The following is a 15192-nucleotide window of genomic DNA, read 5'->3' on the forward strand; positions in this document are numbered from 1 at the left end:
AATAAATGGCGCTGCTGCAGTTGGCTTATTTGAGTCAGGGTGTTGAAAGAAACAAGAAAGCGTCATAGGTTAGTCTTACACAGAATTTTGTACGCTCTCAATAAACTCGTTAATTTCGCTAAAGCCTCAAATATCTTTTTTTGAGTCCGGCTTTCCAAACTGTCGAGTAGTATATTTTTCTTGTTTTTATTGGGTTAAGCATGGCCCACCAAGGCTCAGTTACTTTAGCAAAGTATCTATCATAATTTTTTGTTCCTATGTATTCAGTATGTGTTAGGTTACCAAAATACACTGCTTCGTTATAAGTAGGGGAGTTTAATAGTCTTGAAATTGGACTTAAAGCCGACTTTGCATCAATATCAACCTCAATAGTGGCTGCTTCAACCTCTGTAAAATCTCTTACAAAGTCCTCAGCCCCTTTTTGTAGCTCACTTATCATCTGAGATTTTTTGGCTGATATATTTGCGCTTTCGAATACAGGTTTGATGGCTCCATTATTCTCTTCAAAGTTAATAACTGAACCGTGTGGCGCAGAAAAAATAAACTCAAACATCTCTACGCAGTTATTCAAAACATCATAATTCCACTTTGGAAGAGATAAATTGCAGCTATAGCCAGACATGGCTAGACCTTTATCAACAAACTCTTTCGCTTTGCTAAATGTTCCTAAGTAATACCCCACTATTTCTGGTGACTTATCCATGAAGGACATTAACTTCTCTAACGAGTGTTGAGTTGTTCCTCGCCACCCTATATCAACAATGGCGATTTTTTCAGTTTTAGTAAAACCTATTTTGTCTAAATACTTTACTAAAACATCTCTTTCGATGGCGGTGTTTTTACACACTTCAGCTGATAAGCTTTGAAAAAGTGTAGCTAACTTTACTTTGTCATCTTCAGTTTTAATTATATGCTTTTTATCTATAAATCCAGCACGTTGTATTTTCTCTATATGTCTGTCAGCGTTAAGATGAACTCTATTAAGGTAGTCTTCTACATTTAAATTAGGAATAAAATTACAAAGTATATTCATTGAAAATGAATCTAAACTATCCTGTATAGTCGGTATGTTAATTGCTCTACGTGAGGCATACATATATTCACTAGGGGGCACATGGCTTGATTTATTAATAATATTATATATTTTATGCATCATGTAACCATCACGAGCGAGAAAAAACACCTTTTTAATACCCTGTTCATTAACTTGCTTCGTTAACCATTTTATGTAACCTAAATAGAGTATCCCGCAATATGTGTAACCAAACTCATAAGAGGTAATTTCTTTTTTAGTCGCTCTATGTGTAAAGTGTTTATTGAATATGGTTGCAAAGTAAATCGAATCGGAAATTGATAATTCTTTATCATAAAGTTTCCTTAGAATGTTGAACTCATTTTTTTTAAAGCCCAATTCGCTAGTTTTTTGATAAAAATATGGAGTTATACCAAATTTAGAAGAGTTTATTACATCCGCATAGAAGTAATCTCCAATATGTAGAATCTGAGATGCTCTACAGGAGAGAGAGTTGATGATATGAGGGTATATTGCACCTTGTGACTTTGACTTACCTATAACAGATGAAACAAAGAGTGAGTGGTATTTTGTGTAGCCGTTTTTATGAAGGATTTCACCTATAACGGTCTCGGGAAGGTACATGTCAGAAGTGAAAATGATTTGTTTATTACATTCAATGCAGTACTGATAGAATGAGAATATATATTCATTTTTCGTACATAGCTTTAGCTCAATATCTATTTCTAATAACTTTAGCTTGTTGATCGTTTCTATATCTAAGTCATAAGAAGACCTAATATATTCGTATATTTCAGATAATCCTATACAAATTTTATCTAGTTTTATTTTCGCTTTTGATTCAGCTTTACTTCTTATTTCTGAGAAGTTAAAACTAAGCTCTCCATATTTTTTTTTATATATACTTTCAACTATCCTAAATATATCACTGGGGCTAAGTATTTTTCTAACAATAACAGTGTCAAAAATATCAAAAGAAATGACATCCTTACTATCAATTAATTTTTTAAGATCTTTTTCAGTATTTAACGTGTTTAAAGTTTTTGCGTACTTATGATGTATTCTAGTTTTAATTTTTTTTAGATTTTTAACATTATTCAGCATAACTAGTCCTTTAATCATGATTTATGTAAAAATATACTTACTTTGTACTGCTTAAAGTAGAGACTTAATGTTACATACTAAGTATTACAGTATGATTATTTGTAATTCAAGTGTAGAAATTTGAAATGATGTAGTAGTGGGGGGGGCGATAGTGTAGCTCTTTATATTATATTTTGTTTTATTAAATAGTTAGAAGTGATTTTTAGTAATTAATGCAGTTTTTTATAAATATGAGTTAAGCGCATTATTTATAAAATTTAATAATGCGCTATAACTAAATTTACTACTGCACTAATAACTCTTTTCTTACTATTTCCGCCCCTTTACTCAATGCATTAAGCTTAGCGTTTGCAACTTCGCGCGAAAGCGGGGCCATGCCGCAGTTTGTGCAGGGGTAGAGTTTGTCGGCATCTACAAACTGTAGGGCTTTGCGTAAAGTAGCGGCTACTTCTTCGGGTGTTTCTATTTCATTGGTGGCAACATCAATAGCGCCTACCATTACTTTTTTACCTCTGATCAGTTCAAGTAAGTCCATAGGTACGTGTGAGTTGTGACACTCAAGTGAGATAATATCAATATTTGATTGCTGTAATTTAGGAAAAGCTTCTTCGTACTGGCGCCATTCATTGCCAAGTGTTTTTTTCCAATCGGTGTTGGCTTTAATGCCGTAGCCATAACAAATATGCACAGCAGTTTCGCATTTTAACCCTTCAATTGCGCGTTCTAAACAGGCAATGCCCCAATCGTTTACTTCATCAAAAAATACATTAAACGCGGGCTCATCAAATTGGATAATATCTACGCCTGCGGCTTCTAGTTCTTTGGCTTCTTGGTTGAGTATTTTGGCAAATTCCCAGGCTAGTTTTTCACGGCTTTTGTAGTGGTCGTCATAAAGTGTATCTATCATGGTCATTGGGCCGGGTAGTGCCCACTTTATAGGTTGGTTAGTTTGCGAGCGCAAAAACTTAGCGTCTTCTACAAACACAGGTTTTTGGCGGCTAACAGGGCCCACTACGCTTGGTACACTTGCATCGTAACGGTCGCGTATTTTTACGGTTTTTCGTTTTTCAAAATCAACACCGTTAAGGTGCTCTATAAATGTAGTTACAAAATGTTGGCGTGTTTGCTCGCCATCGCTCACTATGTCAATACCAGCGAGTTGTTGTGAGTGAAGTGCAATGCGCAGGGCGTCTTTTTTGCCTTCAATGAGTTCGTTGTTTTGAAGCTTCCACGGCGACCAAAGGGTTTCTGGCTCTGCAAGCCATAAGGGCTTTGGTAAACTGCCTGCTGTAGATGTAGGTAATAATGTTTTCATAATAAGAGTGACCCTTTATTAAAATAAGGTTAAACGTTTGCTGTTGTAAATTGCTCAAGCACTGATTTATACGGTTTTATAAAATGCTCTTCAGCAAACTTGCCTTGTTCGGCGGCTAATTTACTGCGCTCATCTCTGTCGTAAATAATTTGCGTGAGTGAATGGTCGGCATTTTTTAAATTAGGCTTAAAGGCATTACCTGCTTTGGCATTGGCGTTGTATATTTCTGGGCGATAAATTTTTTGAAAGGTTTCCATAGTGCTAATGGTGCTTATTAGCTCAAGGTTGGTATAATCGTTTAGTAAATCACCAACAAAAAACAATGCAAAAGGGGCTGCGCTATTAGCAGGCATAAAGTAACGCACCTGTAAGCCCATTTTTTTAAAGTATTGCTCTGTTAACGAAGATTCGTTTGGTTGGTATTCAATGCCTAATATAGGGTGCTCGTTAGCGGTGCGGTGATAGGTTTTGTTATCTGACACACTGAGGCATATTACCGGTGGTTTTTTAAAGTGTTGCTTATAGGTGTTTGAGCTTACAAACGATTGAAATAACTTACCATGCAGCTCACCAAAATTATCGGGAATACTAAATTGTGGTTTATTTTTATTATGTTGCTGAAGTAACACGCTAAAGTCGTAGTCGCGAACGTACGATGAAAAGTTATTACCAACAATACCTTCTATGCGCTTGTTTGTTTTGGTATCAATAATATTCGTTTTTAATATTTCTATAGAAGGAAAGCTTTGGCTGTTTTCATCTAAACCAATATCTACAGAAATAATCTCAAGCTCTACACTGTAGCGCTCAGCGGTTGGGTTATCCCAATTAGCAAGGGTGTTAAAGCGGTTGTTGATCATATTTAGCGCTTTTCTTAAGTTTTGTTGGCGGTGTTCGCCTCGTGCTAAGTTTGCAAAATTAGTGGTAATACGGGTGTTTTCAGCGGGTTGGTAGTTTTCATCAAGGCGCTGACTTTTAATATTGAATGTAATGTTTTTACTCATGGTGACTCTATCCATATTGAATATTTAAAACCTGAGCTTTTAGCGTGCTCAAAGGGTGGTTTTGTAATAAACAGGCTTAATGCTTATAAGCGCTGGCCGATGGATAATTTATACGTTGATTGGTGCTTTAATAAAAACGGTTTAATTTCACATAAAACATGAGTTTGATTCATTTATATAGATTAAATGTGTTACTGAGAGGATATAAACCTGTGTTTAGGCATGTAAAAAAATAGTGCAGCGTATAATTTATAGGTGTTCAGACGTCTAGATGTGTTTATTGTGGTGATTTCACGTTGCGCATTAATAAAATTCAGGCACGGCTGTAGCCCTTATTTTAATTAACGCTTAAAGTTACAGTTTTAAAAATTACTGTAATTTTACGGCGAGTTATAGGCACTTATTAATTAAAAAAGCGGTTAAAAGGGAGTGGTTTTTTAATGCAACAACTAACAATAATACCTGCAGGCATCTATGTGTTGTTCATCTACGCTTGGTTACACTGACTTAACTAACTTGATAATAATAAAGTACATTATGTACGGACACTAAAATAAATGAACAAACTAAAAAATCTCATTACTCAATTTATAGTTGCAATGCAAAAGCGACCAGGGCTATTGGCTGTATTGGCGTTTTGCTCAGGTGTTGCAAGCTATGTAATGGTCGATAGAAAAGAGTCGTTCTCGCAGGTTATTGCCATTGTTTTACTGGTGAGCTGGTTTTGGTTGATCATCGACAATTGGCTACGCGATAAAGTACAAGAGCGCTTTGGGGTAGCCGTATCTCCCAATGTAATGCGCTTTGCACTGCAAATGGTGCAGCAAGAAAGCCTATTTTTTGCGTTACCGTTTTTTTTAGCGGTTACCCAGTGGGATCACCCACAAGCACTCTTTACATCGCTGATTATTATATGTGCCTTTATATCGGTAATAGATCCATTTTACTATAAAAAGTTAGCTAAAAACCGCACGCTGTTTACAGTATTTCATAACTTTGCATTATTTGTGGTTTTGCTTGTTACGTTACCTATTTTATTAAACCTAACTACGAGCCAAAGCTTAGCAATTGCGCTTGTAACCTCAGTGCTTATTACTTTACCTAGCTTAACAAACTTAATGCCTGATGCGCGCTGGTGGCGTTTTCCTATTTTAGTTTTAATTTTATGCGCAATAAGCGCCGGGGTTTGGCAGCTTCGCAGTTATGTTCCGCCAGCAGCCCTGCGTTTAACCGATATTACCTTGGCGCACAAAGTAGATGTTGAGCATAAAAAACCACTAGGTAGCATTGATACTCTTGATTTATATACACTTCATCATGAAGGGTTATACACATGGACCGCAGTAAAAGCGCCAAGAGGTCTAAACGAAAAAATATTTCATGTATGGATACACAATAAAAAAGAGGTCGACAGAATTACGCTCAATATTAATGGCGGGCGAAAACAAGGCTACAGAGCATGGACTCATAAAGTAAATTTTCCGCATGATGCTAAAGGTAAGTGGCAAGTAAAAGTGGTAACTGAGTCGGGGCAATTAATAGGCCTTACGAAATTTATTGTTACACCTTAACGCTATAAATACGCTGATAATCAACTATAGATTTGATACGCTGTTTTTACATTACTTAATGGATGAGTGTTATGAGCATTGCTTTAGATATTGTTATGTGGCTAATGATAGAAACCATTTTAGGGTTTATTTTGTACTCTACCGGCTGTGCAATTTTAAACGTATTCACCTTTGGTAAGTTTAAAGCTGACATTAAAAATTATGTGAGCTTTAAGGCAAATAAAGCTAAAAATGTTTACCTAATATGTTTACTTGGCTTTAGCTTTTACGCAGCGTTAATTGGTTTTGTTGCTTACATAAGCCAATAACTTAGGTTTATAAGTATATGAAGTTTAATAAGCTATTGGTTATAGCGGGGGTTTTAAGTTTTATAGCGTCACTTTTACATATTGCCTGTATTTTTGGCGGCCCTGATTGGTATCGCTTTTTTGGTGCTGGTGAACACATGGCGCAGTTGGCTGAGCAGGGAAGTTCGTATCCTACCTTTGTTACTTTAATTATATCAGCCATACTGGCTATATGGGGCATGTATGCGCTCTCTGGCGCGGGTGTTATTTTAAAGCTGCCTTTTTTAAAAACGGCTTTGGTATTAATAACAGGTGTTTATTTACTAAGGGGAATAGCAGGATTAATCGCTCCTTTTGTAACAACCAGTCAGTTAATTCATCACAACTCAATTGTATTTTGGATTGTAAGCTCAATTGTATGCAGTATTTATGGGCTGTTTTATTTATTAGGTACGCTTAAACTTTTCCGAACACATACCTCATTAACTGTATAAATTAAACATTGTGAGCGCTAGAAATAGATTTCTACAGCTCAGGTAAATTAAGTTATTTACTATGTAAGGAGCAACATGAGTCACGATCACAGCCATCATATTAGTCACTATAATCGCGCGTTTGCTATAGGCGTTTTACTCAATCTTATATTTGTCGTGATAGAAGCAGGGTATGGATTTTTTGCCAACTCCCTCGCGCTTTTAGCCGATGCAGGGCATAACCTAAGCGACGTGGTTAGTTTATTACTTGCGTGGGGGGCAAATGTTTTGGCAAGTAAAGCCGCTACCGACAAGCGCACCTTTGGCTATAAAAAATCAACGGTGTTAGCGTCTTTAATGAGCTCTGTTTTACTTATGGCTGCCCTTGCTAGCATAGCCTGGCATGCCATAGAGCGTTTTGAAAACCCTCAGCCGGTTACAGGCATGACGGTTATAGTGGTTTCGCTTATTGGTGTGGTAATTAACACCTTAACTGCGTTGTTGTTTGTGCAAGGGCAAAAGCACGATTTAAATATTAGAGGTGCCTTTTTACATATGGCGGCCGATGCAGCGGTGTCTTTAGGTGTGGTAATTGCCGGCATTGTTATTTTATTTAAAAACTGGCAGTGGGTAGACCCTGTTGTAAGTTTGAGTATTGTCGTGATTGTGTTTATTGGCACATGGGGATTATTTAAAGACTCGATCAATTACGCTACAGACGCCGTACCCAAAAATATTAGTATAGAAAAACTAAAGCAGTATTTTTTAAGCATTGAGCATGTAACAGGTGTGCATGGGCTACATGTGTGGCCACTAAGTACCACAGAGTCTGCGCTTATTGTTCACTTAGTAACTGACAACAACGCATTAAATAACGACTTTTTAATTGAAGTACAGAGCCATTTACATGACCACTTTGACATTGAACACGCCACCATTCAAGTTGAAAGCAGCCACGGCAGCGCAGGTTGTATGTTTAACCATGGGCATGCCCATGGTTAAACGTAATTGGTTTTAAAAAATTAACCCTGATAGCTTGTAACAACTTAACGAAAAAATGAGTAGTAGCACGGGTAATATAACCACATTTAAAAGTGTTGAGTTGGTGTATTTTCCCATGACTGATTTTTGATTCACTAACCACACCAAATATGCGGTAATGATGGGTAGTAGTAATCCATTTGCAGCTTGTGCAAATATAATTACTGCAACAGGGTCAAGCCCCAGTGAGGCCACAAATGCACCAAAAGCTAAAATTGTAATGGCGACTGTTTTAAAACGGGTGTTACTCATTTCGCTTGACCAACCAAGCATGCCACATACCGCATACGCGCCTGCTAATGGGGCTGTTATTGCGCTGGTTAATCCTGCGGCAAATAAGCCAATAGCAAAAAAGTAGTGCGCTGCTTCGCCAAGTAATGGCTCAAGTTGCACGGCCATATTTGCTGCACTAATTTTACCGGCATCGGTGCCATAAAAGGCAACAGATGCGGTTGATAAAATGGCAAGGGTGATCACCCCACCTAGCGTAATTGATAAACCTGTATCTAAGTTAGTTTGTTTAATAACAGTGTCTTTATCACTTTTAGAATGATCTTGCGCTGCCAAAACACCAGAGTGCAAAAATAAGTTATACGGAACAATGGTTGTGCCAATGAGGGCCAATACCGTTGTAATTGAGCCACTTGGGATTGTAGGTATAAACCCAGCGAGTACTTTAGCCATTGGTGGCGCAGCCATAATTAGGGTAGATATAAATACCAGGCTCATAAGGATCACCAGCAGTATTAATGCATTTTCAACCACTTTGTGCTTACCACTGTATAAAAGAATAGCGCTACATACAGCAATTAACGGCGTCCATATTTGTGCACTTACCCCAGGGAAAATACCAACTAGCCCCATACTTGCACCACTGAGGTTTCCGGCTTCATATGCAGCGCTACCCACACCAATAGCACTTATTACTAAAAAACTAGCAAGCGCTTTAAGATAAGGGGTTTTAATGTGTGCACGTAACGCTTGTGCTAAATCTTGCCCTGTTGCTACTCCTAATCGAGCAGCCATAGACTGCAACAAAATAGTGGCAATAACCGAAAAAAGTAATGTCCAAATTAATGCAAACCCAAAGTTTGCACCGGCAACACTTGCCGTTGTGATTGTTCCGGGGCCAATAAATGCGGCTGTTACAAGTAATCCTGGGCCAAATCGCATACTGTTACCTTAATATTTGCTTTTAAATTTAGAACAACGTTTTATTACGTTGAACCTAGATTGCTGCCACTTTACGTGCCATGCAGCGAGAGCCCCACCTTGGCTAATTAACCTTAAACTCTGGGTAATTATTTTAATATGACTATCAAAAAGCCGCGTAGGATACCAACTTATATATAGATTTAAAGAGCCAAACGATTACCTGCTTGTTAATTGCACAATATGCGCGAGTTATATTTATAAATCAGCCATGTGCGTTATTGGTTTCTCATTTTTATCCTACCTTATAGATTATAAAATGAGCAAGTTACTTAGTTTTTTAATGATGTGAGCCATTTTTTAAATAAATTGTTTAAAAAGGCATCTTTTTATTGCTGAGCTTCGTTATATAGCACTACTATGCGCAACTTTTTGGTTTTGGACCTTTTAATGAAAACTAATTTAAATATCTCTCACTTGCTCTGCATTATGTCGCTGGCTTTAGGTACGGGTAAAAGCGCTGCGAATGAATCGCTACACGAGCTTGAGGTAGGTGTAGGCGGGAATATAAAAAGCGTTGCACACTCTGACCACGCAAATGAAAAATTAAATATTCATATTCATCCTTTATGGGAAAGCCATTATGTGACAGAAGGGCGCGATAACTTGCCCGGTAGCGCTTTAGTCTCTATTGCGGGCGAAATAAATTACAATGACTTTACGTTTATCCCTTGGTTAGCAACAGGCACTGATAATGACTACGATGAGCTAAATTTAAATGCTATTTATTCAACTGAGCTTGCAGAGCACCTAACTTTGTATGCAGGTTACAACCATATAAAAGCACGCGAGGAAGGAGTAAATTCCCATGATAATGAGCTTAGCCTAGATATAAGCTATGCATATGATTGGGATATACATGCAATGGCGAGTATTTACCACTCGTTATCGCTCAGTGGCTCTTTTATAGAGCTGGCAATTACAAAAGAGTATGCATTTAGTGATTTAATGCGATTGGAACTGCAAACTGCGGCGGGTTTTAATAGTGGTTATGTAAGTGATGGCCACAATGGCCTTAATAACGTAAAAATTGCTGCTAATTTATCTTATCAACTATTAAATAATGTCATGCTATCTGGCTATGCCAGTTACAGCGTTGCAATAAACAAAGATGCTGCACACTATAGCGGTGATGAGCATTTACGCTCCTTATTTTGGGCAGGGCTTCGTGTTAGTTATCAATTTAATTAAGGGTAGATTAGGCGTTAGCATTAAAGCGTAAGTGATGGGGCCACACTTATTAATTTTTGTTTAGAGTGCTAAAAATTGTGCAAACAAATAAAAGCCTCGCATTTTTAATATGTTTTAGGTTTAAGGTATAGTGGGTACAACACTCAATTAAGGAGGCTTTTATGAAATTTTTAGTTTTTTTAGGCACCGTTAGAGATAGCACACCCCCTAAGCCAGCACGATTAGGAGAGCGAGTGGCTGAGTCATGCCTCAATTGTTTAAACCAGCGCTACAGCGAGCACGAGTTTGAACTTATAGACGCGCTCGACTTTCCTTCAGAAGATGTATTTAAACCTCATTTTGCCTATGCAAAAAGCCAAGCTCCAGCACATTTAACAGCCTTAGCAGATAAAATTACCCAAGCCAATGGCTATATAATGGTAAGCCCAGAGTACAATCATAGTATGAGCCCGGCATTAGCTGATTTGCTAAACCATTTTGGCAGCTCGTTGTTCTCGTACAAGCCAAGCGCTATTGTCACCTATTCGGCAGGGCAATGGGGAGGATTACGTGCGGCAATTAGTTTACGTACCTTTTTATCAGAACTTGGGTGTTTGCCAGTCTCTGCAATGGTTCATGTACCAAAGGCGCAAGAGGTGCTAAATAGCGATGGTTCAATGCAAGAGGGTGAAGAAGAAAAATCGTGGTTTAATTATTATTCGCGTACTTTTAGCCAACTGATGTGGTGGGCACAGGCGAGCAGCCAACATAGTAAAAACGTAGATCCCCACGCTATGTTAAAAAGTTTTAAAACAGCGCCATCTCAGCGAAATGCACCTTAAAAAATGTATTAAAGTGCGCTTTTATATGTGTACTGTTTTTATATACAGTATTTTGCTCGATTAAAACAATAAGCTAATTGATAAGCGGGCTGTGCGAGGCTCTATTGGATGAAAGTGGTTATCTTCTACACCTTGTGCAGGCTCGCCAGGTAAGCGCGAAGCGTAGTAGTAATCTATATCGTGATCGGTACTATCAAATAAATTCAGTAGTTCAAAATCGACTTTCCAGTGAGTTTGTTTATAGCTAATAGCACTATTAACTACCGTTAATGGTTCAGAGCGAATATCACCAGAGTCAGAAAGCGTACGTTTACCTATGTGGCGTACTCTAAATGATGATTGCCACATTTTACTCATATGCCAATTTAAACCTGCACTTGCAACAACAGGTACTGCGCCTTCTATATAGTTTTTGTCAGAGTTTATATTTAATCTTGAATGAGTAAACGAGGCTTCCATGTCTAGGCTAAAGCGTTCATTAATCCAATAATACGCGCTTAGCTCTAGACCATAACGTTTTGATGCATCACTGGGCTCTGTATTACCCGCATCACCTACAAATAAAAGCTCTGAGTCGAGTGTAAGCCACCATAAAGCGGCTGATAAATTAACGTTTTGATCATCGGCAAAACGCAGGCCTAGTTCAGCACCTTCACTTTTTACCAGTAAATCTACTTTTTCGGCATTTTGTTGGCTAATAGGGTCAATATTAATGGTAGTGCCACGGGCATCGTTTGAATGAAAAGACTGCCCCCAGTTTGCATAAGCGACTAACAAATCGGTAAATTTATAATTTAAACTGCCTTTAAAGCTTACTAAGTCATCGTTTGCTTTTCCCGAGTTTACCCGTGTAATACTGCGTACATCGGTATCAAAATAATCGTACCGCACGCCTGCAGTGGCCTCTAATTTAGGTGTGAAAAGTATTTTTGTTTGCCAATAACTCGAATAGCTTGTTTGTTCTATGGTATCTTGTCTTATTGTATTGAGTCTCTCTCGCGCTTTAGTGTTATAAAGTCCTACCTTGTCTATATCGTCATGGCGAACCTCAAGCCCTGCAGTGTGCTGCATATTTAAACCAGCAGTAAGGGAGTCAAATTGATAACTTAGCTCACCACCATAAATAGTGCGGCTATCTTGTTGGTTAAACTGATCGCCATTTATAGGGTCGTTTAAAAAATAGCTAAAGTTAGAAAACAGCGTTAAATCATAATTTATGGCATAAATACTGGTTTTTATATGCTTGCCTTGCCAAACACTTGATAGGCTATAGCGACTCGAACTCCCCCCAAGGGTGGTATCAAGCGACCCTAAGGGTGACGTTATATTTTGTGACACTGCGCGCTGTGGAATTTGATCGGCTGATTGCCATGTATTGTCGTAGGCCATTGCTGTAATAGATAAATCTCCATTTAAAGCTTTGCCAACATAACGAAGTAGGGCATTTTTTTTATTTACGTTTTCGTTTATATCATCCCATGGGCCATCGTAGCCTTGCCACTCAGCTGCTGCTATTAACTTGGCATTAGATACATCAACCGCACTAAGCAAAACTGCACGTGTATAGTTATCTTCACCAATGCTTAGCTCTATTTGCTTGTGCTTTAAGTTATTAGCTAAATTAAATTGCGCACTACCAGCACTTGAAAAGTCCCCTTGTGTAGCGCTGTATGATCCTTTTTGGTAATTTATAGTTGAAATAGCTTCTGGAATAATAAAATTAAGATCGGTATAACCTTGCCCGTGTCCATGGCTTCGCATATTTATGGGCATGCCCTCAATGCTGGTGGCAAAGTCGGTGCCATGATCTAAATTAAAGCCTCTAATAAAGTATTGATTAGCCTTACCCGAGCCACTGTGTTGTGTAACCGCCATGCCTGGAATAAGCTCTAACATTTCGGCGCTTCTGAGCATGGGGCGCTGCTGTATTTCTCCTTGACCAATGATACCGCTTGAGGCACTGATAGACTCGCCAATTAAACCATCTCTATGCCCATAAACAGTAATGGTCTCTATATTAGCGTAGGTGGTAATGCTATATAACGTGCTCAGTGTAAGTAAAGCTAATCTCTTCATCGCTAAATCCCTATGTATTTACTATCTAAAATAAGCAGATAGTTTAAATACGGCTTAGCTAATCGATTGGATGCAACATTTGTTAGCAAGGTGTAATAGCGCATATTAAACACTAAGCTAGTGAGCTTTTTAGGTATGAGTAAAAACTACTTAGTGAGTATTGTAATCTGCCTATATAACACTAATAATCATGTGGCTAACTCACTATTAAACCTATAAAACAAAGAGCCTGTCTTGAAAGCCAAAGAAATTCGCAATTTTTATATTAACGAAGAGCAATCTGTTTATTTGCTGTCACATAGAGATGCCAAAAAACACCGTCAATGGCTTAATATTTGTATTAAACAACTGAGTGCGCTTGGGTATAAAAATGTAGAGATGATTGGCTCAGGCGCGTTTGGGTTTGTGTTTGCTGGCAATGACGAAAACGCCTTACCTTGGGTGTTTAAGTTCTCGCGTATAACGCTTGCCCAAAGCGTGCGCGACCGCCTAGAAGACGAAGCGTATATGCTCTCGCAAATTAATAACCCGCTAGTGCCCACCTTTTATGCTTTTGAGCGTATAAAAAAGCAAGGTATTTTAATGATGGCCCGTGCCATTGGCGAAGACCTTGAAAAAGTATCGCTAAAAAAAGGGCGTTTTAGTGCCGCCCATATTATGCAATTAGCGGTGCGGCTGCGTAATGTATTAATTGACCTGCGTAATCATAAAAATGGTTTAACCCCTCAACCTATAGTGCATGGCGATATTAAACCTTCTAACTTAGTATGGGATGAGCAAAGCGATGCGCTGTCTTTAGTTGATTGGGGAAGTTCTGTTTACGCACAGGTTGATAGTAAGGGTGAGCCTATAGCCAGTAATTTTATGGATTTAATGTCGGGAGATTTAAGTACTACTAATGCCAGAATGGGCGATGTGTATTTTATAGGTGATGCGCAAATGTCGGGTGAGCAGTCATCCCCACGCTTTGATGAACAAGGTGTGGCTTCTACCTTATATGCACTTGCCTCCGCTCAGTCGTGTCGTTTTGGTGCGCAAGCCATTCCTGCAAGCTCGCTTGGCTTACCCAAAGAGCTTGCCAATGTTATTGATGGCATGCTGTCTAAAAATAAAACCATACGTGATGGCGCTGGTGATTACTTTATGCGTAACATTACTAAAATGGCTAAGGCGTATTTACCTGAGCTTAAAAAAGCGGAGCCTCGTCCTGCTATACCTTATTGGTTTGGCAAAGGCGATAAGCCCGACACCGTAGTATATAGCTCGCGCAAACAGTTTTTACGACAAGCCGATCATAATCAGCAGCTGCTAGATGTTAACGATGCTCAATTAGACCGTTACTATAAAGAGTTTTTGTTTGATACCGGCGATACCGAAAAAGCCTTTTTGGCCTCAATTAGCCGCCTAGCTAAATACCCGGTAGTGGGTGGATTGAGTTTTCATTGGAAAGATGAGTCGTTGTTCGTTGAGTCATCGCTTATTATGCATGATGAAAGTTTAAAAACAGCCTTTACCGATGCCATTAATAATACCGTGATGCTTGCTCAAGCAATAAGTCAAAAAGGTTTATTTAAGTGTTGTTTATTTGATGCGCGTAAAACCATTCAATTAGAGCGAGATGGAACCGGAGCGTTTAAGTTTGATAACCTCCCTGAGCTTGATTATGAAGTTGTTAGCATGAAGGCAAACGAAATTGCACGTCCACATTCTTACTTTGAAGATGGTAAAGATCCTGATGAGCAGCTGCAACTTCCTAAAAAAGTGATTAGATGCGTGTTTGAGCTAAACCAAATTCATCATACTGGCTGTATTATATTTGAAGCCCTGCCAGATAGAATGAAAATACACCATTACTATCGCTTACTCGATGAAAGCAAAGAAGTAGAGTTTAAACGGTTACTTAATAAATTAATGCAGTATGCAGTTAATATTACTGATGTGGGAGTAGCAGGATTTATGAAGCTTCCTTATAAAAACACCCGCGAATTTTCGCTTTGCAAAAAACAACCAGAGAATTTTTTTCCTAAAAATCCAAAATTATTAGCGCAGTAAAAATAAAAAAGG

12 protein-coding genes are annotated in these 15192 nt (G+C 38.3%); 7 read left to right on the forward strand and 5 right to left on the reverse strand.

Going from position 1 to position 15192, the window contains the following annotated elements; all coding sequences use genetic code 11:
• Positions 1-118: 118 nt before the first annotated feature.
• From EJ103_RS08105 to EJ103_RS08115, 3 genes are all read right to left on the reverse strand, one after another.
• Positions 119-2137: a hypothetical protein gene (locus tag EJ103_RS08105; RefSeq protein ID WP_126007004.1), complete on the reverse strand. Its 2019-nt coding sequence runs from the start codon at positions 2135-2137 to the stop codon at positions 119-121.
• Positions 2138-2420: 283 nt separating this feature from the next.
• A complete protein-coding gene (locus EJ103_RS08110) occupies positions 2421-3452 on the reverse strand; it encodes a methionine synthase (RefSeq protein ID WP_055253531.1) in 1032 nt (343 codons plus the stop codon).
• Between the two features lie 29 nt (positions 3453-3481).
• Positions 3482-4456 (reverse strand): DUF1852 domain-containing protein, encoded by a 975-nt coding sequence (locus EJ103_RS08115; RefSeq protein ID WP_126007006.1) that lies wholly within the window; start codon positions 4454-4456, stop codon positions 3482-3484.
• A gap of 557 nt (positions 4457-5013) precedes the next feature.
• On the opposite strand from EJ103_RS08115, the gene EJ103_RS08120 reads away from it, so the two are divergent.
• From EJ103_RS08120 to EJ103_RS08135, 4 genes are all read left to right on the forward strand, one after another.
• Entirely contained in the window at positions 5014-6027 is a 1014-nt protein-coding gene (locus tag EJ103_RS08120) for a DUF5924 family protein (protein ID WP_126007008.1), read from the forward strand.
• 71 nt (positions 6028-6098) lie between these two features.
• Positions 6099-6335, forward strand: coding sequence for a hypothetical protein (locus EJ103_RS08125; protein ID WP_126007010.1), 237 nt, complete (start codon positions 6099-6101; stop codon positions 6333-6335).
• A 17-nt stretch (positions 6336-6352) separates the two neighbouring features.
• Positions 6353-6808 (forward strand): hypothetical protein, encoded by a 456-nt coding sequence (locus EJ103_RS08130; protein WP_126007012.1) that lies wholly within the window; start codon positions 6353-6355, stop codon positions 6806-6808.
• A gap of 75 nt (positions 6809-6883) precedes the next feature.
• On the forward strand, positions 6884-7789 hold the full coding sequence (locus tag EJ103_RS08135) for a cation diffusion facilitator family transporter (RefSeq protein ID WP_126007014.1): 906 nt from the start codon (positions 6884-6886) through the stop codon (positions 7787-7789).
• Between the two features lie 12 nt (positions 7790-7801).
• On the opposite strand, the gene EJ103_RS08140 is transcribed toward EJ103_RS08135, so the two are convergent.
• Positions 7802-9001 (reverse strand): Nramp family divalent metal transporter, encoded by a 1200-nt coding sequence (locus tag EJ103_RS08140; protein WP_126007016.1) that lies wholly within the window; start codon positions 8999-9001, stop codon positions 7802-7804.
• Positions 9002-9430: 429 nt separating this feature from the next.
• Between EJ103_RS08140 and EJ103_RS08145 the strand changes: the two genes are divergently transcribed.
• Positions 9431-10231, forward strand: a complete 801-nt coding sequence (locus EJ103_RS08145) for a hypothetical protein (RefSeq protein ID WP_126007018.1) — start codon at positions 9431-9433, stop codon at positions 10229-10231.
• A 161-nt stretch (positions 10232-10392) separates the two neighbouring features.
• Positions 10393-11052: an NAD(P)H-dependent oxidoreductase gene (locus tag EJ103_RS08150; RefSeq protein WP_126007020.1), complete on the forward strand. Its 660-nt coding sequence runs from the start codon at positions 10393-10395 to the stop codon at positions 11050-11052.
• A 60-nt stretch (positions 11053-11112) separates the two neighbouring features.
• Here EJ103_RS08150 and EJ103_RS08155 read toward each other — a convergent pair whose 3' ends face one another.
• Complete coding sequence (locus EJ103_RS08155; RefSeq protein ID WP_126007022.1) at positions 11113-13128, reverse strand: TonB-dependent receptor; 2016 nt, start codon at positions 13126-13128, stop codon at positions 11113-11115.
• A 234-nt stretch (positions 13129-13362) separates the two neighbouring features.
• On the opposite strand from EJ103_RS08155, the gene EJ103_RS08160 reads away from it, so the two are divergent.
• Positions 13363-15180, forward strand: a complete 1818-nt coding sequence (locus tag EJ103_RS08160; RefSeq protein ID WP_126007024.1) for a serine/threonine protein kinase — start codon at positions 13363-13365, stop codon at positions 15178-15180.
• The last annotated feature ends 12 nt before the right edge of the window (positions 15181-15192 follow it).

Origin of the sequence: Pseudoalteromonas sp. Xi13, from assembly GCF_003952205.1 — a bacterium.
Lineage (GTDB): Bacteria > Pseudomonadota > Gammaproteobacteria > Enterobacterales > Alteromonadaceae > Pseudoalteromonas > Pseudoalteromonas atlantica.